Here is a 22404-nt window from a genome sequence, read left to right on the forward strand (position 1 = left end):
CTCTCCGAGCCATGGCTTGCCAGGTGTCAAGAAGTCATATCGTGGGTGAAACGTTGCTCGACCACTCAGGGAGAAATCCATTCAACGACCTGCTGACCCAATGTCCAGAGGTCGGTCACACAGTCACGAGGCAACTCGTTGTCCTCGCACGTTGCCTCGATCGCAATACCGACCCGCGTTGTGAGTATCTGTGCATCGAGCGTCGTGCAAATCGTTTGGAGCTGATCTAACGCAGGTGTGGATTCCGATTTACGAGCAACGCCAAGTAATCCCACGGGCATGCCGTGGAACTCATCGGATCCGCAGTACTCTAGTGCATTCTTCAGTTGTGTCGAGTATGAGTTATGCCGAGATGAGGTGGCAAGCAGAACGGCATCAGCCAGGGAAATGCAACGCCTGACGACGACTGCAACGCGTGGTTCTGGGTGATCCGGATTGAAGAGCGGGAGCGTCAAGGCCGAGAGGTCGAGGAGAGTGGTTGCTGCCCCTGCGTTCTCAGCCCCTGCCAGCGCCTGAGTCAGCGCCTGACGAGCGATTTCGTGCTGTTCGATCGCTCCATGAATGCCGACGACATAGAATTACTCTGCCGTGTCCTTCGATTGATGCGTCCGTGATTCTGTGGGAGTTCTATCTATCATTGAGTAGTGTTGCTGCGCGTAGTTCGCGTGGTGATGCAGGTTGCTGGCCGGTCGTGCTGGCTCTGAACGATCTCATAAACAGGTGTAGGTGACGAGAACTGTCAACCTGTGATTCAATCTTCCCTAGAGCCACCCCCCGACGAGTAACAGCGCAAGGGCGACACCGCCCGCGACGTAGAACGACTTGGCAGCGCTGCGTGCGGCAGGTTCGACACCACCAGGCTCGATACCTGCGACGAGCCGCCGACTTGCCATGTTACTCAGGGCCGAGAGAACGAGCCAGAGGCCAACCATCGTCACCACTAGCTGACCTTGTAGCGAATTCAGTGGTGCGTCGGTGATGGCCCCTTGACTCACCATGTAACCCCCAGTCAGAAGCATGAGGATTGGAGCTATCTGCGAAAACCGGGCAAACCGCCCCGTCAGCCACGTGAGTGCCTCGACGTCGAGACGGCCGTCACGTGCCGACGGAATAATGAGCGCAGCCATAAACACGGTCCAGCCGGCCCACACGCCACCGACTAGCACGTGCAGGATGTCCATCAGTGTATAGACGGTTACCATCGTGAGAACGACAAGGTCGGCACGTGCCCTGGATGTTCACTCTAACATGTTCGTTGATAGGCGGATGTTTCTGGTAAGCGATATCACGGCGTCTGCCCAGTACTCGGATGGAACCCATCTCGGAAGCCAATGAAGGCGGTAGTGGCTCGGACGGCTAGCTCACTCATTGGCCCGTGTTGAAAATTGCACCGAAGAGTGTCGATTTCCCTGAGAGAGGAGTGTACTCGAACGATTAGACAATCACGTCACGTCGCGGTTATAAAAGACCAGACTGGTAACCAATACGAATCCGACGAGGTATGCAATGAGTACGAGCGTGGCTTGAGTCGAGCCAACGGTTGCTTCAACACCAGCTTCGCTTACCTCTGATGAGGACGGAATCACCGCAGCAGCTAGCGAACTCGCATTCGACCGCGGTAGGGCCGCCGAGAGATCAGCTAAGATATTTGATGTTTGGCTACCAACGTCAAGGACTCCTTCCACTAGTAGGAGGTGGACTAACCCGAGTCCAATGGCGAGTGATGTTCCCCGAAATAGGGTGGCGAGCGCGGCCCCAGCCGCCGCCCAGACAGCTAGAATCAACCATCCGCCACCGATCGCTACCAGAACGTCCCATATCGATGGCCAGATCACTGATGCATTCTCGATTGTGGCGATAATGTAGCTACTTATCGCAGCAGATACAAACACTGCAAGCACAAATGCGAGTACAACACCGGAGAGTACCAGTAGCTTGCCGGTTAGCACGCTTAGCCGTCCCGGTCGCTGGACAAGAGTCGTTTTAAATGTACCCCAACTGAACTCGCTGCCCATGATAAGTACGCCGAGCACGAGTGCGAACGCACTGGCGAAGACTGGGAAACCAGCGATCACTGTCGCGATCAACTGGCCTGGCAACATGGTTGTCAACATCTCCCGCTGTGCGGCAGCGGAAACGCCGCTCCCAGGGTTAGTATAGGTAACATACGAAACTCCATAGTTGAAGGCTACTGACAGTGTGGTTCCAACCATAATTACGACCCAAATGGCTGGTCTTCGGATTGCTTTGTCCAATTCCGCCATGAAACTGCCCGAGATGGTTGTCGACATTTTAGTCATTTCGGCCATTTATTGACTTCCTCCAGTTAATTCCAGGAATGTGTCTTCGAGCGATCGCTCAACAGGTCGCACTTCCTGGACTGTCATTCCGCCCATAACCAATACTCGCGTGATCTCACCCGCCTGCACAGTATCTGGAGTCAGCAGAAGTGCACCATCGGACTCTTGTACGTGTTCATCTCCAATCATCCCTTCCAGGAGCTGTTTAGCCTGATCCAGCGGCTCAGCTCGCACGAGCAATTCGGCGTGGCCTCGAAGCTCGTCAACTCTTCCCTCGGCGATCAGCTCACCGTTCTGTATTACCCCAATTCGATCACAAATTTGTTCCACTTCACCCATCAGGTGACTAGAGAGCAATACCGTCCGCTCCCCCTGGCCGATATTCCGGATGAGTGTGCGCATCTCCGTCATCCCCTTTGGATCCAGACCGTTCGTCGGCTCGTCGAGAATCAGTAACTCGGGATTCTTTAATAGGGCCGCAGCTACCCCCAACCGTTGCTTCATACCTAAGGAGTACGTCTTGAACTGATCTCTCGCCCGATCGGTCAACTCGACCTCGTCCAACACGGTCTCAACTCGAGATAATGAGATACCAGCGTATCGTGCTAGTACATGTAGATTGCGCCTCCCTGTGAGGTAGGGATAGAAGGCAGGTGATTCCACTAGTGCTCCGACCCGTGCAAGCCCCGTCGCGGTTCCTGGCTGCTCACCAAGCACAGTAGCCGTACCAGAAGTTGGCCGAATGAGACCGAGCAGCATCCGCAGTGTTGTCGTCTTGCCTGCTCCATTAGGACCGAGAAATCCATACACCTCGCCTCGCTGTACAGTCAGATCGAGACTATCTACAGCGGTAATATCATCGTAGAGCTTGGTGAGATTAGTGGTTTCAACAATTGTCGACTCCATCGACTGATCCCCTCGTGTGCCTCTGATATCGGTTCTTTGTTCGCTCTCAGTGCGAAGTGACTGATGTGCACTCTGCTGTGTTTTGGTATTGGATGATTTCACAGAACACAGTTGGCGAGCGTGTGACGTGGGTGTTTACTCGAACATGTTTTAATTGATGTCAAGAGGAACATGTTCGACTGAACATTCGTGTGGCAGCCGAACCAATCAGCGTTTGATGACGCCGAAAACAACAGGTTTACAGAATCGCGTAGTATTGGTGTCAGGAAGCTCCTCTGGAATTGGCCGGGCAATCGCCATCGCCTTCGGCCGGGAAGAAGCCCGCGTGGCGATTACCTATCACACTAATCGGGATGGGGCAGAGGAAACCGCTGATCGCGTGCGCGAGGCGGGTGGGGACGCATTTATCATACAATACGACATGACCAATCACGAATCGATTGACACAGCGGTGCAAGCGGTGATCGATCACTGGGGGACGATCAATGTGCTCGTGAACAACGCTGTTCCATCGGATATCCGCCCCATTCCGTTTGGAGATATTCAACTGGGAGAGTGGCAGCGGTTGGTTCATGGAATTCAGGATGGAGTCTTTCAAACAGTCCAAACAGCACTTCCGGCCATGCGAGACGCTGACTGGGGACGGATCATCAATATCTCCTCAAGCTCAGCCGAAATCGGATCAGAAAACATGGCCCCCTACGCAACAGCCAAAGCTGGCATCCACGGCTTGACCCGCGTGTTGGCCACCGAACTTGGTGAGACGGGGATCCTCTCAAATGTCGTGATGCCGGGCATGGTGCTGACCGAGAAAAATCTTGAGCAAGTGCCTCAATCCGACCGCGAGGCAATTGCGGAGCAGACGCCCTCGAGGCAAATCACGACGCCCGAGGATGTTGCTGATCTTGTCGTATTTCTCGGATCTCCAGCCAATGGTAACGTCAACGGAACAATCGTTCCTGTAACGGGAGGGTTGAACTTACGGCGATAATTAACTAGGCCAGATCATAGGAACAGACGTGTCATGAAGATTCGGTCGAAGGTGTTCGTGAATATAGTATAGAGCTCTTGGAAATCATAATTGAGCAATGCTGCCAACTAGCAGTCAGCACGATACACTCCCATATGAATCGATTCTTGTGCTCACGGATGGCAGCGAGCGAGCGAAACGGATCGCCGAATGGGAGCTCGTCTTTAGTGAAGCGTCCGAAGCAACGGTTCATCGCATCGATGTCCTCGATTGTCTTGACTCAGGTGTGATCATCCGGACCGACGATGGTGGCGGTCAGAACGAACACAGACAACCGGAGCGATCCTCCTCTCGGTTATCACCTCACTACCCAGTGAACCGAAACCACGGATGCGTGTCCGCGATCGATGTACTTCACGGTAGGCCGCATGAAGCGATTCTTGATTATGTCGCAGCGAACCTGATCGACTGCATCGTTCTGAGCACACACGAGCAGACTCCCCCCAACCAATCGTTCCTCGAGCAAACTTTCACTCGCATCCATCAGGAAGCACCCGTTCCAGTGATTAATATCGATGAGAGGGCAAGTCAATACACCACTCAGCGCGAACTTGCTCACTGTGCGGGGGAGCACGGTCGTCCATCTGAGCAGAAATAAAAAATCGGCCGAGTGATTTGCAACTCGATTACTTATCGGAGATCCATTCTAGCAACTGCTGGTCAAATCCTAACTTCGTTTGTTCACTGCTCTTGATTGGCTGTTCGTTGTATCGCTGTCGGGGAAATCAGAGCCGTTGATCCTGTTCACCCCTTAGAGTAGACGTTACACCACGCATCAGGAGCTATTTCTCCCTTCACTCGGGTACACGTGCCTGTAGCATCACCATTTTCCGCCGTCCTATAAAACTGACAGTTCGAGCATTGTTGATTTCCTTTGGGGTGATCTTGATAACTCACCTGCCCCTTTGCTGCCTTGCCAGTGCTGTTTGCACACCCCGCTATGGATAGCACACCCCCAGTTCCCAGTAATTGAAGGAATCGTCGACGGGCTGCCGTTGTCCGAACTGAATCTAGGTTTTGGTCGGGCTGTGAGCCGTCATCTTGCGGTATATCTTGTGTGTGCGAACTCCTATGGGTATGGCTAGATTGCGTTGGCGACTCGGTCGTGGTCTGCCGAGATTCGGTATCGGATGACATCACATTACAATTCTGGTGAGAAGAATCGTGGATGTTCACTCTAACATGTTCGTATTCATGACTTGATTGGCATCTTCTTCATGCGGAGACGGGTGCTATCTGGGAGCTACGGCTGGTCGGTCATTACTGGCTAAATACTTTCCTTGAGCCACCGCCGAGTTCGTTACCCCTCGTTGGGCCAAATAAAGTGCATAAAGTACACTCTGGTTCGAGTAACTGCTGACGAATGCTACCGACAGAGCAAGTTAGTGCTGTCGCTAGTCGCTCGAATATGTTCGCGATTACATGAATAACCCTGACAACCTAATAGACGATATATGCCCAGAGCACAATTGAAGGCAAAAATTCCTGGTGGACCAGCTGCCCTCTCAGCTCAACATCCGGACGATGAGTTCCGAATCCTAGCCAGTAATCCGACAGAGGATGGGCTGCTAGCGATCCTCGAAATTCAGACATCGGACACCGAAGCGCTCATTCGAGATCTCGACGAAGCACCCTGGTTGACATCGTATGACTTACTGCATGCCGATGAACAGACCCTGCTCATTCAATACTCGCTCCCATTCATACCCCCACCGTATCGTGCCCTGATCGCCTCGGAGAACCTGCCACGCTTCCCCTTGACCATTCGCAATGGATGGGTGATCTCCGATATAACCACCTCACAGGAGCGACTATCGAAGTTCAAAGATGAATTAGACGCGACTGGCCTCACATATGAAATTATGTCAGTCACACAATCGACCGATCCGACCGATCTATTGACCGACCGCCAACACCATTTCATGACCGAAGCCATCGAGTGCGGTTATTACGATACCCCACGAGAGTCTTCGCTCACCGACCTTGCCGACGAACTGGGCGTCAGCAAGTCGACCGCAAGTGTCGTGCTCCATAACGCTGAAGAGACCATCATCAAGGAATTCTTCGCAGAATTAGTTGAATAGACTGAGACTTACTTTTGCGTTTTCCCTCTTCTCCAGGCGCATAAGTACTTCGAATACTCTCGTGACGTATCATCACATAGTCTGGCTCTTGCTCAGTGACTCGTCTTATCGAGTGCGCGAAGGTGTTCGCATGAGAAACTACGATACATGCGCTCCTCTCTCTGACTTGTAGTATATCCATGCCAGAAGATGATCGATTTCCAAAAGCATTGCCAGCCGGCGATAATCAAGATATCAAACAATATGTCGAACAGGTTATTGAAATAGTGTCGTTGTGGCCGGGGGTCACGACTGGCGACGGACGATTCAACTCAACCATGTTCAGTGTCGGACAGAGAGAGATCGGACACGTCCATCCGCATCAACTGGGGTTGGTGGATATCAGCTATCCACAACTGCTTCGAGAACAGTTGCTTGTGGAAGGTCACACTGAGAAACATCACGTGGTTCCGAACCGTGCAACAACCTTTGCTATCGAATCCGAAGACGACATTAAACAGGCAGTCTTCCTACTGCGTCTTTCCTATTTGCATCACGCAAGCATGCTTGAGCAAACATCTGATACCGAAGAACAAGTTGAGAATATTGATCTCGATGTTGAGGCCGAGATCCGGCAATTGAAGCTCAGTGATGAGCTTCGCGCAGTCCTCACCCAGATCATCAATTCCGAGTAAATCAGACTCCTCGTAAAGAGACCGTTCCGTCACCGGTCTATGAATTGCTTGACTGCGCGAAGGTGCGTATCTCCATGAGGTCCGTGCTCTTTGCCTCGACGGAATTTGAATCGAGCCGCGCCTTGTGGGGTACCACAACCGACCATTCCGATGAACGTCTGGAGCTCGAAGAATTGCGTATCATCGTAGATCGCGTTCTGGGCTCTCCCTGAGTCGAACGAGCCAAAACCATGATCACGAGCGAGACGAGTTGTTCGATAGATTTCCTCGTCGGAGAACTCGGTAGCACCCTCGGGGGGTTCAGAAGCATCCTCGGATGATTGCTTCACTTCCTCCAATGGTCGAACTTCGGGAACGGGGGGTTCTCATTGTAGATCTCCTTGACTAAATAGTGTGCGCTGGCGGTGATATATCCACGAACATCATTGTCGAAGCGGTTGCGCCACGTCCGAGAGAGGACTGACTCGTCGGGGATGCGGGTGAGCCCGAATATGCCTGCGAGTTCTGGGTGGCGGGTGAGTGTCCGATAGCTGTCCCCGGTGACTTCCAGATAGAGAAAGAGATTGAGCATTCCGTGAAACGAGTACGGTGCTGGATGCCACTCCGCGTAGCTATCTTCCAGGGTCTCGATCTAAAGTTCAAGATCAGTGAGTGCCTCATAGAAACCCGTGCCTTCACGGAGGTGCTCGTGGAGTTCGAGGGCAGCGACAAATGCGTCGGCCAATCGGCGGCCACGCTGTTCCATCGGATTGTCTTACCAATAGATAATCACTATTGGTGATGGTTCTTTCTTTGCCCTTCTCGTAAATATGACGCTTGCTTGGCGAACTATTTTCAGAAAAGGTCGGGTGACTAAACACCATACTCAAGAGGAAAACTGAAGTACAACAGCTATAGTTAACAAAATTGATAATTTTTATCTCCATAGCCAAGATAGCTCTTCAGAGATGCACTGGATCCATCGATTACTCAGATACTGCAACGCTCGCCCGCTTTGGGTACTCCGCTCTCAGCGAACAAGCCAGTTGCTCATCTCTCAGGGAACGATTTGATAACTATGTCGTTAATTACTGGTTCTCGAAAACAACTACTAACATCACTCTGCCTGATGGTAATTTTCCTTGATCTTCCCTTGGTAGTGTTTGCACCGTTGCTAGAATCACTTATGGATGCTTTCGCTATTGGGCCTGGCACCGCTGGCCTGATTGTGACAACCGTCTGGGTAGGAAGTGCACTCAGTAAAATCCCAGCAGGATACATTCTCACCCATTTCCCCCGCCATCATATGGTTCTCGGGTCAGGAATCCTGTTAACGTCCGCTGCCGCAGTGACCGCACTCGCTCCGTCGATTATTGTACTCGCTGCTGGAGGATTTCTAATGGGTGCTGCAAGCGGTGCTTATCTCATCTCGGCGAGCCCGCTCGTGAGTGAACTCTACCCCGAGCGCGTCGGATGGGTGCTTGGAATCCACGGAACGGCAACTCAGATCGGGGTAGTTCTTACACCTCTTTTCGTCAGTGCGGTTCTTTTGACCTCTCATTGGCGACTTGTATTTCTGCTCATAGCCGGTGTTACAGTAGGAGCAACGGTTTTATTCTACCTAACATCGAAGCGGACTAACCTCCCAACAGCAGGAACTGCTGATCAACATATACACCTTGCACTTCAACGACATTGGCCACTTATCTTTACAGGTATTATTATCCTTGCTACAACAGGATTCATTTGGAATGGATTATTCAGTTTCTATCCCTCGTATCTTATTCGTGAAAAGGGCTGTCCACCGCAGTTAGCTCGGAATATGTTGTCTGTCGCATTCGTGATGGGTATTCCAGCATTTTGGATTAGCGGTCGCCTCGCTGATCGCCTTCCACACATCCCATTTATTCTCGCTATTTGGAGTGGCCTTATCGTTTGCTTGTTCTCGCTGACTCATGTACAGGAAATTGCTAGCCTTGTTATAGTGACCGCGGTTCTGGGGTACGTGGTCAGTAGTATCTTTCCTGTCCTTGATTCATATATACTAAAATCACTTCCAGACGAGAACCGCGCGAGTGCGTACTCACTCCACAGTGGAATTGCGATGTTTGGCGAAGCAAGCGGGAGTGCAGCTGTTGGGCTACTGATTGACCAGGGGTACACATACGATTCAGTGTTTCAACTATTCGGAGTCGGTCTTGGAATCATCCTCTCCATTCTTTTCTTCCTCTATCTTCTGAGAAAGCTCCCAACAAATACCGTGATACGTTCGCCAAACAATTAGAGCAAAGTACATCTCAGATCTTCTTTCCATCCTGCTTTAGGCTAGCAAGGAGAATTGAGAAAGCAGCTCATCCGGGGTATTTTCGGGGAACATAACGGTCTTTGATTGACTGAGAAGTCTGACCAAAGGCTTAGATAGAGAAGCGACTACTCTAGTTCATGGATACTGGAGAACTCGCCTCCGTTCTAAAAGACGCTGGCCTCTCTCCGTACCAGGCCGATACGTACGTTGCGCTCCTTGACCTGGGATCGGCGTCAGCACGAGACATTGCGGATGCGAGCGGCGTTCCAAGCCCACGGATCTACGATGTACTTCGAGACTTGGAAGATAAAGGGTATGTTGCAACGTACGAGCAAGATCAGTTATATGCTCGGGCAAATAATCCTGCAGAAGCGCTAGGAGAACTTCGGACTCAGGTTGGGCGCGTTGAGACAGCGATTGAGGAAATCGAGAGCCGCTGGCACGAACCTGAAGAACACGACTATGAAGTGAGTTTGGTTCGCCGGTTTCAGACTGTTTTCACCCAAGCAGAAAAGGCAATTCAGAATGCAACTTATCAGGTGCAATTATCGGTGACACCTGCATACTTTCAAGATCTTCAACCGATACTTCGTGAAGCCCACGAACGGGGTGTCTTGATTCAACTTCTCCTCTATACCCCTTCAGATGATGAAATACACTTAGACCTCACGGATTTCGATGGTGTGTGTAGCGAAGCTCGCCGTCGTGCTCCTTGCTGGGATGAATCATTCGAGGCGCTTGTTGATGGTCAGAAAGTCTTCTTTGCCTGGTACCACGACTTACCAAACGAATATGGCGTAATCGTTGACGATCCAGGTCAACAATTCATTTTCTGGTTCTACTTTACGAGTCTTTGGGATATTTCCGAGAAACTCTATACTAGTCCAACTGAATCCCTACCGATGTCTTTTGTTGAAATCCGCGACTGTATCCGAGAAGTCGAGCCCTTGCTTCGTGAACATACTATGGTCAAAGCACAAATCAAAGGATATGAGGTGTCTACTGGACGGCAGCGCGAACTCACAGGAACAATAACAGACATACAATATGTAGACAGTAAAAGTGACGAAAGTATCTCGCCGGTTCAATTGGCTGGTCAAGCCACTCTCATCCTTCAAACTAACAGAGACGCGGTCACTATTGGAGGAACCAATGCAGCGACTGAGGATGTTGCGGCGGATCTCATTACAATCGAAGGAATACACGATCACAGTTCTTGATAGGACTCATACTTTCAATTATAATGAATCGGATTTCCTCGTCTATTTCCCCTGCAGCATCGCTATTTTTAAAGTCTATTCTCCAGAAGTGCTGGGAGAAATACAGCAGGAAGGTGTAGCCGGATATTATGCCTCTGGTTCAATCTCTTCAGGAACAAAGTAATGACCAATTTTCCGAGTATTATCCAAGGACAATTCTCGGTGTATTAGGCACTATCGCTCTCCAAGTGCCACACAAGGATAGATACTACAAATACGAGGAAGGTTATTATAACGAAGTAATGGAACTCCTCATCGACTCACTTGCGAATGGATTGACAGCCAACTAGCCAGAAGATGACTCGATTTCCACAAAGACTGTAGCGGATACCTACCAAAAATTCTAATCAGTTCATTAGATGCTGAATATAAGTCACGCATCAAACCCATCCTCCGAGACTGTGAAGATGAGACTACAGTCGATATAGAGGGCCAAAATGTATGATTTCGACTGATCTAACAATCTACAAACGTTCCACATTCGATTAGAAAGCCGATTTTTAGTTAATACTCTAACTTTTCCTGGCATAAGCATTGTTCGAGTCAGAGCTGCCGCTCATCAACTTGCGTTCACTGGCTCGAAACACGGTTCCTAGCCGATACCAGTCCGTTTCAGTAGCGTGAGCACCGTGTTCGCCGTTACAATCGGCCGCCCGTACTCGCTAGTCAGCTCGACTTGGACGAGTAAATTGACTGCCCGCCAGATCGAGTACAGCAGACACGCGAAAGCGAAGTAGAAGAACCGAAGCACGAAGCTCTTCGATGTCGTCGCAGCCATGAATCGCTTGATGCTTCTGTACCCGCTTTCAATCTCCCACCGATAGCCGTACTCTTGTAACAACCCAGGCTCCTCTGTTCGTCATAAACACCGAATACTGACGATAATGTCCTATGCGCCCTCATCGAGAGGCAGATCGTATACTTCGTTTCTGAATTCCGGTGTGAAGCTAGGGTGTGGTTCGTCGTTTAATTCCGCCTCCTTGAATCCGTACGTTCCGTTGAGTATGCATACAACGAACCGTCCGCTCTCGACATGCAAAAACGGAAAATGATGATATCCATATCCACGTCCACTGTGTCCCCAGACTTCACCGCCAGGAAGTGACTCCTTTATCAAACCCATTCCATATGCCATTTCAGCGGGTGGATCATCGGAAACGATTTGCATCATTCGGTCGAGAAAATTCTCAGGTAAGAGGACTCGTTCAGTCAGCAACGCATGGAAAAACCGTGCCATGTCATGCGCTGTTGATATCAGCGCGCCGTCTCCACGTCCGAAGAACACGTGACTGCATTCTGTCCAGTCGGAAGCCGTCTGAGTATATCCACGGATGTATGGCTCTGGTAGACTCAGATCGTCCTCATCTGGATAGCGAGTATCACTGAGTGACAATGGTTCGATGATCCGATTGGTCAATTCTTCGCCAAGGGTGTTCCCGGTGATCCGCTCGACGAGCAGTTCAAGGAGACAAAAGTTCGTATTGCAGTATGCGAACTGTGAATTGGGCAGAAATTCAGCTGGATGTTGGAGTGCAAGTTCAAGAACGTGCTGGAGACTGTACGGGCGGAGGTGTGCCTCGAAATTGCCCTTCAAACTGAAGTCATCTTCAAAATCGAATAACCCACTACGCATCCGTAGGAGATGCTCAACGGTCAGTGCATCGGCCAGAAGGATGGACTCCTCGGGCAACAATTCCTGGAGGGTGTCATCCAGAGCCAATTCCCCTTCGGCTACCAGTTGGAGGATAACAACGGCAGTGAATGTCTTTGTGGTGCTCCCAACGCGGTAATACATATCAGGCGTCATCGGTTGCTGTGTGGCACAGTCCGCGTATCCGGCAGTGAAGAATAGTGACTGACCATCGGCATCTTCGATGTACACGCTGGCAGCTGGTAACCCAGCGTCAACTAACTGGTTCAGTTCCTGTTCAATGACGTTCATCAAGTAACGTCGGTATTCAATCGTTATAGTTATGTCCAACGATACAGCTCAGACGCGTTGCCGTTGACAAGTAATTCCCATATGCATTAAAAACAGCAGCCTCAACTTCTGCGAAATCCCTGAAGATGAGACTACACAGGCAATAGCAACCCCAGAATACACTATTTCAGCCAATCCACCTCAGACAGAATTTTCCTGAGCAAAAGTTTAACATAGATCACATCGTATCTATTAAGAGGGCAAGTCTCAACTTCTGAGCAACGTCTGTAGGCAACTAGGTCAAGAATAATCGCTTGGATCAGCGGGGTTTGATATTTATCAAATAAGTATGATAGTGAATTGATTTCTGTGAACCCTATCGAGCGACCCCGGATCCGAATCTCGGGATTGGGAACAACAGTCGCAACTTCGGTCGGTTCCCAGATGGTAACGAGGCCGCCTGATCAAGTGGCTCGATAGTCCGTCCTGATTACTGAGTTGCCTTTGTAACGAATTGCTTGATAATTCGGCTTTCAGCGCGACGGAGCAACCTGCCTGCCGATGATTTGTTGATCTCAAAACCGATCTAGGGTAAGCTCCACAATTTGGGGAAAGCAGAGTTCCGATCTGAAATCGTCTCAATTGGTACTCAATCATTAAGACCGTCTACGTCCGATATACAGACATGCGTGAATATGTTTTCCTGCTTGAATACGATCGCGGTGTCCATCCGGTTCGAGACGCATTCATCGATCATCCGGAGGTGGTGGCGACGGCACTCGATATTTCGTCAGCTCTCGACGGCGGCTGGCGGATCGAGCGCCTCACTGGTCCCGAACACGCCCTCGACGCAATCGAGTCCGCCTACTTCAATGACCAGTGCAACGATTGTATCTATCCCACACCTGCTTGTGACGCTACGTTCAAGTATCAAGTTCTCGAACACGAACCAACCGCTCGGACAATTTACCGATACGTGACTGACGAGAGTTATTGTCACGCAATCTCCTATCTCGCGCTTAAGACGCTTGGTAACGGGCTGGTCTTTGATGCAATCCAGCGTGGACCTTACTACGAGTGGCGGTTGCTCGTTCCCACTGAGAAAGATATTGACGCTTTCCACAAGACACTCCGTAAGGATCTCCCGGATGGCATCTCGCTCGAAGTTCGTCGGATCAGTACACCGGAACGCTGGCTACAAGCTCGACGGCCACAGCACAGAACGGATCTTCCCTATGAACAACGAGAAGCACTGGAGATGGCCATTCGTATGGGTTACTACGATTACCCGCGCAAGGCTACTCTCGAAGATATTGCCACCGAACTCGACCTCCCGCTGACGACGTTCCGGTACCGGCTTCGTCGGGCCGAAGCGTGGGCGACCACAACCGCCTTTGGGGAGGTTCAACTCGACGCTATTGCCAACAATGACCCAATCAGTTCACATCTTAGTGGGTAGAGATCGGGAGGCTGACAGCGGTATACGCAATCCTCCAAATCGGGGCGAGAAACAGCAGAAAATTTATGAATACTTTTGATAGGATGTATACCGGCCCAGTACTGAATGCATAAGTTCGTTCATACCTCCAGTTCGTCAGCACCGAATTGACCGGGGTTTGCATTATTACAAACATGGGGCTATGGACATCACGCTCGTATACTATCCTGTGACACCACAACCGAATATACTGAGACCGATATACGGAGAGACGCCATGACGGCTCAAAAGGACGCCCTCGCCGGTGCACGTGCCATGATCCCTATTCTTCTGGGTACCGTCCCGTGGGCACTCATCACTGGTGTGGCGGCGGTGAACGCGGGACTCTCACCCATCCAAGCAGTCGCCATGTCGGCCATTCTTTTCTCAGGGACTGCGCAGCTCGTCGCTATCGACTTGATCGGACGGACGGCACCGGTTGCCGTGATTGTTGTGACGGCGATTGTCGTTCTCCTCCGATATCCAATGTATAGTGCGTCGATCGCACCTTACTTTCGACGGTTCAACCCTCTCTGGAAGGGGATCTGCGCATACGTCCTCTCTGACGCAGGATATGCGATTTCACTCTCGGAATATCGAGCAACGAGTTCCCAAGAGCGCGATCGGAAGTGGTTCTATCTCGGAGGCTCAGCCACACTCTGGGCCACATGGCAAGTTGGCACAGTCGTCGGTGTCGTGGTTGGCGCACAGATTCCAGACAGTCTCTCGCTAGAGTTCGTGATTCCGCTCACGTTCATGGCGTTATTGTTTCCACTACTGGAAGATCAGCCGACCGAACTCACGGCGATCGTCGCGGGAAGCATTGGAGTCGTTACTGGGGTGATTCCGTTCAATCTCGGGTTAGTGATCGCCGCACTAGCTGGTATTGCCGCTGGCACCCTCGTTGAGCACCGTCGGGGTGTGTTCCCGACCACGAGCGAGCGGGAGGCTGAGCTGGCTAGTGAGACTGACTATGTCAATGAGGAGGAGACCGCATGACAACGGAGTACGGTTCGACGATGATTTGGGTGATATTTCTCTTTATTGGATTAGGAGCGTTCGCACTCCGATCGTCGTTCATTTTCTTCATCGGCCGTCTGAAGGATGTACCCACGTGGGTCGAAGGCGTTTTGCGGTTTGTTCCGCCAGCAGTGCTTGCAGCACTCATCGTTCCAGCCGTGTTGTCACTCTCGCTGGAACCGTCACTCGGACTGACGGTCAAGCCTGAGAAGCTGTTTGCGTTGGCACTCGCTGCAGCCGTTGCATGGCGAACCGAGAATATTCTCGCAACCATCAGCGTCGGGATGGTCGCCCTCTGGGGCTTCCAAGCAGTGGTATAGATTCTGCAGGATTACTGGTTCATATCGAAGTGCCTGATTTAAGGCTCGACACACTCGTGTGCAACATCGCCTACGCTACGAATAACGGTGATTGTCTAAATGAGCGACAGCTATAAGTGAAGCTGGTCATTGAGGAAATGTTCTAGGAGTTCGTCATGTGGTCTTTCAGAAGACGATACGACATCCAGGTTGAGTATGAATCCCTCGAACACGAATCGACCGCCTGGATCATTTATCGTTCCACTACGGAGGAGAGCTTCTGCTACTCTATCTCATCGCTCGCCGTCGAGACGCTCGGATCCGGTCTCGTCTTGACGCTATCCAGCGCGGACCATACTACGAGTGGCGCATCCTCGTGCCCGCCGCGACCTCGGCGCGTTATGCGACGCGCTCCGAAGTGACCTTCCGACCGGCGTGACTCTGGATGTGCGGCGTGTTGGATCGCCTGAACAGTGGCAGCGGATTCGCCGTGGGCTCGGCATAGACATTCCCTACGAACAACGTGAGGCACTCGAAACTGCCATACGCCGCGGCTATTACGAGTACCCTCGCGAGGCGACGCTCGAGGATCTCGCCGCTGAACTCAAGCTGCCGCTCACCACACTCCGCTATCGTCTCCGCCGCGCCGAAGCCTGGGCGATCGCTCAGCAGGCCACACACCCTACGGATGCGATCGGCGGCGAACGAGCCGAAGCTGGTGAAATAGTCGCTGGGTTCAATGAAGACTGAGCGGAGGATTCCAGTCCAGTCGATCATTCGCTATTCGGCTGCCAATCTCCCCATTCGCGTACGGTCCGCGTGGATCGGTAGACAGCTCCGACAAGCGTGTAGGTGGTGATCTGCTTCTGCAACGTGCAGTCAGATGCCTGCTCTCTCTTTGCAATAGTGCAAAAGTAGGGCTATCGATGCGGCACTCGTATAGATATCTATAATGTCGAACCTGCAATCGCATGAACAGCTGACCCCTCGCCAGACGGACCGTCGAGAATACATCATCGGCGGGGCGAGTAATTGTTTACACCCGAGCGGTCAGCGCGAATACCTCGGCCACCAGGGCACGAATGCCTTCTATCAGTGTTCGCGCTGCGAGGCGATCGTCATCGTCAGTGACATTCAGGGACAAATGCTGACGGGTGAGCGGAATCAGGAATGCGAGCCATGAGTCCGATGATTGCGCGCCTCTGGCACGGGAAAACACCTGCGTCGAAGGCAGACGAGTACCTCGACTTCACCACGCAACGGGCAATCCCTGATTACACGTCGGTTGACGGGAATCGTGACGTCTATATCCTTCGTCGGATCGAAGGTGACGAGGCGCATTTCCTCACGCTTACGTTCTGGGAGTCAGAAGAAGCAATCAAGACGTTCGCTGGCCCAGACATCGAAAGAGCGAAATATTATCCTGAGGACGAAGGCTTCCTTCTAGAGTTCGAGCCCACGGTGACGCACTACGAGGTGTATCCAGCAGAGTAGCCATGCTGTTTGTACATCAGGACAAGACGCCACACGTCCACGAGAAAACTGAAAGGAAGCCAGCAGGATTTACGCTCCCCGGAACTGATTCATCTTCACGAATACTGAAGTCAGGCACGTTATGAATAATCGCTTTGCTTGGTCAGACGGAAATGTCATCTCCTCAGTTTAACTCCGATGATCTGGGTCAACGCTGATTTCTTTGAGGTCAGTTTCATCAGACTTGATAAGTCCCTGCGTATTTGGATCGTAGATCTCGTGGTGATCAGCCACATGCGGGCTGACGTCACGATGCTTGACGGCCCACAGACGAATGAGGGCGGGCAGACAGAGGGCTTGACCTACGTGTATTGTCGCGTCGAGTGGGGGCTATATCTCGACCTTCTCGAAGCGCTCGAGAAAATGCCGTACGCTGACGTCACCGACGAGCGGCTCTACGGTCCCGCACCCTCGTGGACCTATAGGCCCGATCACTCGGACTGAGCGACACCGTACGCTTCCCGCTCATCGAGAGTCTTGTGTAGTAGAGTGTCGGATTCATCCTGACCCTTTAGGGTCAGGCATTCTCCTCGAATCTCTGTGAAAGTGTTGATCAGCTATACTGGCATCCCCACTCGTCCAACAACTCCGCCACTTCGTCTGCATGTTCCATCGCCACTAAATACGCCGCCTCTCTCAAATCCGTGGTATAAACACCATAGCCGGCCTCGTCTTCAACGTCTCGTTTGAAATCGTCTTCTCGTTTTTGCGTGCTCTCCTGTAAATAGAACTGTACCATCTCACGCTCACTCTTAACACTATTTCGTTCGACCGCCCATGGCACTGACGGCGAGTCTTCTAAACTCTCGTCATTGATTGTCTCATCTTCGACGTCGTCTAGTTCCTCCCCAAATGGGTCATCACCTGATCCGCGCTTCATGCTCTGTCCTCCAAATGATCGGCCAGTTCGTCAATTTTCACCAACGTTTCGAGTTCGTGATCACGCTTTCGCTCTCTATGTTCATCGATATAGCGATATGCAGTACATTGTTTTCTCCAGCATCCTTCAAACAGCGACGAGCGCTTACGGAGCGTCACAGGGACATCATACCCTAGATCAGAGACCTCGTTCAATACTGCATCTTGGTCATTCAGTCCCTCATAGCGATTAGGGACAACCGCAAGAACACCGACGGTAATTCCGAGTGTGTCTTCAATACCAGCTGAAACAGATTCTAAGCCAGAGATCGATTGATCGCCTTTCCCAGAGAGTTCCACCGGAATAACGAGCGAGCGTGTTGTATCAATTGCATTGTACAAGTGTGGTCCTGACGTGGCGGGCGGATCGACAATTAACACATCATACTGATCCGGAACGTTATTTTTCGCGAGAACGTGGCGCAGGCGCCCGTATTTCGAAAAGGATTCACCAGTCTGTTCAGCAATACTCGCTGCATCGCTCAGCAAGTCACCAAGGCGTTCAAGTATGTTATGAGACGGGAGAACGTCAATTCCTTCGGTGGTTCGAATCAGATCCTCAAATTCGCCCTTCGGTCGATCAATCAAGTGATGAACGAGCGTGTCCGCCTTCTCATCATCCCGCCCATCTTCGACGCCAAGAAGATACGAGAGGCTGCCGTCTTGCGGATCGAAATCGATGACGAGCACGTCAAGTCCATTATCGACGTGTGCTCGTGCGAGATTTGCTGACAGCGTAGTCTTCCCGACGCCACCGGCTTCTGAATACGTCGTATAGGTAAGCATGTTTGCCTACTCGCACAGGCTTGTTGTAAAGGTTCGTCAGACAAACAAGGGAGTTCGTTTAGCTGAACTAACTAGTTAGGCTAGTTAGTTAGGCTACCGAGTTAAGCTTGAAAAATTTGCCGCAATGCTCTGCATGCTATCTCGTCTACAGGGAAATAACCAAGGTGGTGTCGATGCTCTTGAATTAAGTTCGGATCCAACGCGTTCGGTTTCTCGCACAACCCTATGAAACAGATTAGGACAAAGTAAGGAAATCGTTTGTCCGTAAATGGTAGTTAGGCTATTTGGTTAGGCTAATAATGTAGGTTGCTATTAAATCGATAAAATCGATGTGCTATATATTGACGCTCCTGGATTTTGGATTGAAGAACGCACCATTGACGGTAGCTTGTTAACAAGCTACACCAAGGTTATGAAGGATTGGCAACCAAACAAGGCCAACTATCTGACCCAATCGGTTAGGCTAGATGGTTAGGCTATAGAGGAAGACCAATTTGTTAGTCAATCTAATTGAACTAGAAGAAAACCCACTCAAGAAGGTCAATCACTTACGTTGGTATCTGCAACCTGCTGCATAGTTTCAAGGAATGAAGTCGTTTGTTGAATAAGGTCATCTGTGTCACGTTCGACGCCGCCTGAACCATAATCAACACAGCGACGATACGTCTCCCTATCGTTTAGAAACCGACCAAATTTCCGAGGAATAACGCCGTTTTGAATTAGTTCCCGACCAAGAAGCATTTGGACGTGACCGTATGACTGCGGATTGAAGCCATGCGAGTAAAGAGCAGCTTGAGCTGCGTGGAAACACGCATAGTAAAGACAGTTTACAATCGTAGCTTTCGAGATATCTACTTCAAAAGCTCTCGTCGCGTCGGCAAGCATTTGTTCTGCCTGTGAAAACTCCTGATCGATATCTTCCTGCGAGATGTCGACAGAATCGTCGTTAGGCATCGAGCATTCCCTCCTCGATTACCGTCCGAATGAACGGTTCACCTCGATTCTTTCGAGCAGTAAACTCGCTCGCGTGGATGGAATGCACTTCGGTAGGAACACCATAGTCGAGCTGGATGTCGTAGGCGATGTCCAGAAGTTGGTCGTCAATAGCAGCGTAGTCGGCATCATCTGCAATCACAGCAAGGATATCGACATCACTAGTCCTCTTTTTGGTATGTCGAGCGACGGATCCGAAGTGATAGAGCGCCTCAATGGCCTCATCAAGACAGTCTCGGGCACGGTCAAAGAACGCCGCTGCTGCATCACCGTGTGATCCATTCAGCGATGATGCTATAGATGACGAAGAGTCCGTGTCGGCTTCGTGCTCATCTGGCTCAGTGTGTGCAGTTGAATCATCAGAGTGAGTAGTCGCTCCTTCTGAATTCGGCTGAGAGTGCATCGAGTGAACCTGCCTGGCGGCACCACTCACTCCAGTCTTCGTCGCCAAGGAGTTCAGCAACATTATCGTAACGGGCACGTAGTACGGCAATCGCGTGTTCTCGATCATTCTCCTGTTCGTCTGAAATGGCGTTCCCTGAAATTAGTCGATAGACGCCTAACATCTGAAAAACAGATAAGCGGCGGCCTCTACCAAGATAACAAACATCAACAAGGCATCAAAACAGATCAAGAGCTCAAATCATGGTCATAAAACCTTGTACGCCATAATTCACTCAGGAAATAGAGTTAGGTTAGCTGGTTAGGCTAACTGGATAGGCATATTAGTCATCCGGTGGAAGAGATCGGCTTAGCATCGTTACCACTCAATTACAGTGCAAAGGGTCATGGTCACGCTTCGTCGATCAGACCCTGCTGGAGGGCCCGATTACGGAGTGCCGAGAGATCGAGATCTTGGGTGACGAATAGATTCTCAAGCGTGTTCAACGCTGCTTCAAGAGGAACATCAAGTCGATATTCATAGTAAATGCCGCCACCTCGTCCTTCGTTCCGCTTATTACGGTGAAGAATACCGAGCATTGAGAGTTCAGCCAGATGGTTATGGAATGCACGGCCACCAAGAGAATCACCACCAGCGATATCTGCAAGCGCAGAATAACGCTCAAAGAGCGGCTGTTTCGTCGCAAGAATCATCTTTGGGTTATTAATCGTCATCGAGACAACCACAAAGAGAACGAGATGGCCATGTGAAGTAAGATTCTGCATACTTTCTTCGATTCGCTGTTTTTCGAGGAGTTTTCGGGCCTCACGGACGTGTGACTCGCTGACTGAAGCATCGCTTTGGCGGCGAGCGAAATCTCCTGCTTCAAGTAAGAGATCAAGTGCTTGTCGAGCATTGCCTTTATCTTGAGCAGCATACGCACTACAGAGTTCAAGAACGCCATCATCTAACACATCGGGATTAAACGCTAGTTCGAATCGTCTGGAAAGGAAAACACGCCCAAGAACGTCACTAATTCTATCCGTTATCAAGGAAAGGCGATTGATGATCCGGCATGGATACCTGAATTTCTCGCCGACCAGGAAACAGGTGTACTCGGTCTCATCGATGACGACATCCCTCATCTTGTGACACAACTCTTCGTCTACAATCAAGATAAGGGTGTAATTTACCTACACGGTGCACAGGCGGGACGTGCCCACGATCTCGTGGAGAGTGGTGACCAACCGTGCGCTTCCTTCACAACGAGTGAGAAAGGGCGGTGTATCCCGGCTGACGAACCGGTAAACTTCACCGTCGAATACTCAAGTGTGGTCGCCTACGGAACCATTGATTTGCTCGCTGATAAAGAGGAGAAACGAGGGGTTCTTGAGCAGTTCATGGAGAAATTTGCACCGCAACTGACCGAAGGCGAGGACTATAAGCGGATAGCACAGGAGTCCATCGATCGGACGGCCGTCTACCGTCTTGACGTCAAATCTTGGAGTGGCAAAGAGGGCTGGAAAGATCCTGATCATCCGGGCGCATACAGTCTTGACTCCACCCAGTAATCATGATTGTTTTCACCACATTCCCTCCATACCTTATTGAGTCCTGAGCCGTCGATGAGCAGATGGCCGCTCAATCCCAAGCGTGTCCGCCACCCACTGAGCAGTCACCGCCGGAAACTCCGACTCACGTATCGCCGCGAGAATATCTCCACTACTCACTTTCTCCGCAAATCGTCTTTTAATGAAGCCACGAACCTATAGTGCAGCAAGCACCATCAGACAATTATGGCTGATTCTAACGAAATAGTTGTCGAACAATTTTCGACAGAAAATGTCTTCGAATTAGTTGCCCATGAAACACGGGTAGCCATCCTCAAAGTCATGAACGCTGGCGATCAACCGCTTACATTCGGAGAGCTTCGCAACTGAGTCGAATCTGAAAACTCCGGCGGATTCGACTACCATCTCGGTAATTTGTCGATCGTTTCTTCATAGATGGGGAAACTGAGCCGTTGACCCTCTCTTATTGTATATCGTTAGACATTAATATAAATATAAAATAGTATATAATGTGATTATTGTCCGACTACCGACTGACTGACTTTTTTCTATGTGGTACACGTACTCACATATCATACTGACAGATGCACTCTCGATCCAGTCGTCCCGATACAAGAAGTTGCAGCAACACCAATAAACTGGCATCGAACGATTCTACAGCTACCCAAATCGATGATCATGAGAACCCTCACTCGCAGTGTCCGAATCATATCGATTCATCACAACATCTTAGAGATCACGTCCGAATCGCCACACTCCAAGCAGAAGTAGAGCTCCTTGAATCGGAGTGTGATACACTGAACGACCAGGTCGCCAATCTCAAAGCCGATGTTGAGAATCTCGAAGAGGTGATTGCATCGCTTGAAACCATTATTCAGACCAAAAACGCTCGGCATCAACAAGTAATCAACGAATACGAACAAATAATTGCAGAGAAAAATCAAGCCTATCAGAAATTAGTAGAGAA

Annotated in this window: 27 protein-coding genes and 1 pseudogene; 15 read left to right on the forward strand and 13 right to left on the reverse strand. The window is 50.7% G+C overall.

The features are described from left to right. Positions 1-65 precede the first annotated feature (65 nt). The 4 genes from LIW51_RS39235 to LIW51_RS18715 all read right to left on the reverse strand — a co-directional run bounded on the left by LIW51_RS39235 (position 66) and on the right by LIW51_RS18715 (position 3206). Positions 66-563 carry an NADPH-dependent FMN reductase gene (locus LIW51_RS39235; protein WP_227378274.1) on the reverse strand — a complete coding sequence of 166 codons (498 nt, stop codon included), beginning with the start codon at positions 561-563 and terminating at the stop codon, positions 66-68. A 198-nt stretch (positions 564-761) separates the two neighbouring features. Next, the gene (locus LIW51_RS18705; protein WP_227377967.1) at positions 762-1181 is read right to left on the reverse strand and encodes a hypothetical protein; all 420 of its coding nucleotides are present in this window, start codon (positions 1179-1181) and stop codon (positions 762-764) included. A 261-nt stretch (positions 1182-1442) separates the two neighbouring features. After that, the gene (locus LIW51_RS18710) at positions 1443-2309 is read right to left on the reverse strand and encodes an ABC transporter permease subunit (RefSeq protein ID WP_227377968.1); all 867 of its coding nucleotides are present in this window, start codon (positions 2307-2309) and stop codon (positions 1443-1445) included. Further along, positions 2310-3206 carry an ABC transporter ATP-binding protein gene (locus LIW51_RS18715; protein ID WP_227377969.1) on the reverse strand — a complete coding sequence of 299 codons (897 nt, stop codon included), beginning with the start codon at positions 3204-3206 and terminating at the stop codon, positions 2310-2312. Positions 3207-3423: 217 nt separating this feature from the next. Here LIW51_RS18715 and LIW51_RS18720 point away from each other — a divergent pair, with 217 nt between their 5' ends. Both LIW51_RS18720 and LIW51_RS39240 read left to right on the forward strand, forming a co-directional pair. Then, complete coding sequence (locus LIW51_RS18720) at positions 3424-4197, forward strand: SDR family NAD(P)-dependent oxidoreductase (protein ID WP_227377970.1); 774 nt, start codon at positions 3424-3426, stop codon at positions 4195-4197. A gap of 97 nt (positions 4198-4294) precedes the next feature. Beyond that, positions 4295-4834 carry a universal stress protein gene (locus tag LIW51_RS39240; protein ID WP_227377971.1) on the forward strand — a complete coding sequence of 180 codons (540 nt, stop codon included), beginning with the start codon at positions 4295-4297 and terminating at the stop codon, positions 4832-4834. Between the two features lie 146 nt (positions 4835-4980). Here LIW51_RS39240 and LIW51_RS39245 read toward each other — a convergent pair whose 3' ends face one another. After that, on the reverse strand, positions 4981-5373 hold the full coding sequence (locus LIW51_RS39245) for a high-potential iron-sulfur protein (RefSeq protein ID WP_227377972.1): 393 nt from the start codon (positions 5371-5373) through the stop codon (positions 4981-4983). Positions 5374-5873: 500 nt separating this feature from the next. On the opposite strand from LIW51_RS39245, the gene LIW51_RS18735 reads away from it, so the two are divergent. Beyond that, the gene (locus LIW51_RS18735; protein WP_227377973.1) at positions 5874-6320 is read left to right on the forward strand and encodes a helix-turn-helix domain-containing protein; all 447 of its coding nucleotides are present in this window, start codon (positions 5874-5876) and stop codon (positions 6318-6320) included. 179 nt (positions 6321-6499) lie between these two features. Beyond that, on the forward strand, positions 6500-6994 hold the full coding sequence (locus LIW51_RS18740; RefSeq protein WP_227377974.1) for a luciferase domain-containing protein: 495 nt from the start codon (positions 6500-6502) through the stop codon (positions 6992-6994). A 325-nt stretch (positions 6995-7319) separates the two neighbouring features. Here LIW51_RS18740 and LIW51_RS18745 read toward each other — a convergent pair whose 3' ends face one another. Beyond that, positions 7320-7565 carry a hypothetical protein gene (locus tag LIW51_RS18745; RefSeq protein ID WP_227377975.1) on the reverse strand — a complete coding sequence of 82 codons (246 nt, stop codon included), beginning with the start codon at positions 7563-7565 and terminating at the stop codon, positions 7320-7322. Between the two features lie 423 nt (positions 7566-7988). Between LIW51_RS18745 and LIW51_RS18750 the strand changes: the two genes are divergently transcribed. Continuing rightward, entirely contained in the window at positions 7989-9257 is a 1269-nt protein-coding gene (locus LIW51_RS18750) for an MFS transporter (protein ID WP_227377976.1), read from the forward strand. A gap of 158 nt (positions 9258-9415) precedes the next feature. Further along, positions 9416-10498: a TrmB family transcriptional regulator gene (locus tag LIW51_RS18755; protein ID WP_227377977.1), complete on the forward strand. Its 1083-nt coding sequence runs from the start codon at positions 9416-9418 to the stop codon at positions 10496-10498. A 631-nt stretch (positions 10499-11129) separates the two neighbouring features. On the opposite strand, the pseudogene LIW51_RS18760 reads toward LIW51_RS18755, so the two are convergent. Both LIW51_RS18760 and LIW51_RS18765 read right to left on the reverse strand, forming a co-directional pair. Then, positions 11130-11421 (reverse strand): annotated as a pseudogene (locus tag LIW51_RS18760) (transposase); the annotation flags it as partial. A 5-nt stretch (positions 11422-11426) separates the two neighbouring features. After that, the gene (locus LIW51_RS18765; RefSeq protein ID WP_227377978.1) at positions 11427-12479 is read right to left on the reverse strand and encodes a serine hydrolase domain-containing protein; all 1053 of its coding nucleotides are present in this window, start codon (positions 12477-12479) and stop codon (positions 11427-11429) included. Between the two features lie 664 nt (positions 12480-13143). On the opposite strand from LIW51_RS18765, the gene LIW51_RS18770 reads away from it, so the two are divergent. The 8 genes from LIW51_RS18770 (at position 13144) to LIW51_RS18800 (ending at position 17231) form a co-directional block, all read left to right on the forward strand. Next, positions 13144-13917, forward strand: a complete 774-nt coding sequence (locus LIW51_RS18770; protein ID WP_227377979.1) for a helix-turn-helix domain-containing protein — start codon at positions 13144-13146, stop codon at positions 13915-13917. A gap of 255 nt (positions 13918-14172) precedes the next feature. Further along, entirely contained in the window at positions 14173-14934 is a 762-nt protein-coding gene (locus tag LIW51_RS18775; protein ID WP_227377980.1) for an AzlC family ABC transporter permease, read from the forward strand. After that, a complete protein-coding gene (locus LIW51_RS18780; RefSeq protein WP_227377981.1) occupies positions 14931-15275 on the forward strand; it encodes an AzlD domain-containing protein in 345 nt (114 codons plus the stop codon). Before LIW51_RS18775 ends, LIW51_RS18780 begins: the two co-directional genes overlap by 4 nt. A gap of 155 nt (positions 15276-15430) precedes the next feature. After that, on the forward strand, positions 15431-15676 hold the full coding sequence (locus LIW51_RS39975) for a hypothetical protein (protein WP_438267392.1): 246 nt from the start codon (positions 15431-15433) through the stop codon (positions 15674-15676). Next, positions 15618-16004, forward strand: a complete 387-nt coding sequence (locus LIW51_RS18785) for a helix-turn-helix domain-containing protein (RefSeq protein WP_227377982.1) — start codon at positions 15618-15620, stop codon at positions 16002-16004. The genes LIW51_RS39975 and LIW51_RS18785 overlap by 59 nt, the downstream gene beginning before the upstream one ends. A gap of 202 nt (positions 16005-16206) precedes the next feature. Further along, positions 16207-16437 carry a hypothetical protein gene (locus LIW51_RS18790; protein WP_227377983.1) on the forward strand — a complete coding sequence of 77 codons (231 nt, stop codon included), beginning with the start codon at positions 16207-16209 and terminating at the stop codon, positions 16435-16437. Continuing rightward, the gene (locus LIW51_RS18795) at positions 16434-16748 is read left to right on the forward strand and encodes an antibiotic biosynthesis monooxygenase family protein (protein WP_227377984.1); all 315 of its coding nucleotides are present in this window, start codon (positions 16434-16436) and stop codon (positions 16746-16748) included. Before LIW51_RS18790 ends, LIW51_RS18795 begins: the two co-directional genes overlap by 4 nt. Before the next feature lie 177 nt (positions 16749-16925). Next, positions 16926-17231: a hypothetical protein gene (locus LIW51_RS18800; RefSeq protein ID WP_227377985.1), complete on the forward strand. Its 306-nt coding sequence runs from the start codon at positions 16926-16928 to the stop codon at positions 17229-17231. Positions 17232-17340: 109 nt separating this feature from the next. On the opposite strand, the gene LIW51_RS18805 is transcribed toward LIW51_RS18800, so the two are convergent. The 5 genes from LIW51_RS18805 to LIW51_RS18825 form a co-directional block, all read right to left on the reverse strand. After that, a complete protein-coding gene (locus LIW51_RS18805; protein WP_227377986.1) occupies positions 17341-17667 on the reverse strand; it encodes a DUF7970 domain-containing protein in 327 nt (108 codons plus the stop codon). Next, positions 17664-18491 (reverse strand): ParA family protein, encoded by an 828-nt coding sequence (locus LIW51_RS18810; RefSeq protein WP_227377987.1) that lies wholly within the window; start codon positions 18489-18491, stop codon positions 17664-17666. Before LIW51_RS18810 ends, LIW51_RS18805 begins: the two co-directional genes overlap by 4 nt. 540 nt (positions 18492-19031) lie before the next feature. Continuing rightward, positions 19032-19445 (reverse strand): HEPN domain-containing protein, encoded by a 414-nt coding sequence (locus LIW51_RS18815; RefSeq protein ID WP_227377988.1) that lies wholly within the window; start codon positions 19443-19445, stop codon positions 19032-19034. Continuing rightward, the gene (locus LIW51_RS18820; protein ID WP_227377989.1) at positions 19438-19977 is read right to left on the reverse strand and encodes a nucleotidyltransferase domain-containing protein; all 540 of its coding nucleotides are present in this window, start codon (positions 19975-19977) and stop codon (positions 19438-19440) included. The genes LIW51_RS18815 and LIW51_RS18820 overlap by 8 nt, the downstream gene beginning before the upstream one ends. 299 nt (positions 19978-20276) lie before the next feature. Then, positions 20277-21011: a Cdc6/Cdc18 family protein gene (locus LIW51_RS18825; protein ID WP_227377990.1), complete on the reverse strand. Its 735-nt coding sequence runs from the start codon at positions 21009-21011 to the stop codon at positions 20277-20279. Between LIW51_RS18825 and LIW51_RS18830 the strand changes: the two genes are divergently transcribed. Further along, on the forward strand, positions 20991-21437 hold the full coding sequence (locus tag LIW51_RS18830; RefSeq protein ID WP_368411845.1) for a pyridoxamine 5'-phosphate oxidase family protein: 447 nt from the start codon (positions 20991-20993) through the stop codon (positions 21435-21437). The genes LIW51_RS18825 and LIW51_RS18830 overlap by 21 nt on opposite strands. Positions 21438-22404 lie beyond the last annotated feature (967 nt).

The organism is Haladaptatus halobius (assembly GCF_020618475.1).
GTDB classification, from domain to species: domain Archaea; phylum Halobacteriota; class Halobacteria; order Halobacteriales; family Haladaptataceae; genus Haladaptatus; species Haladaptatus halobius.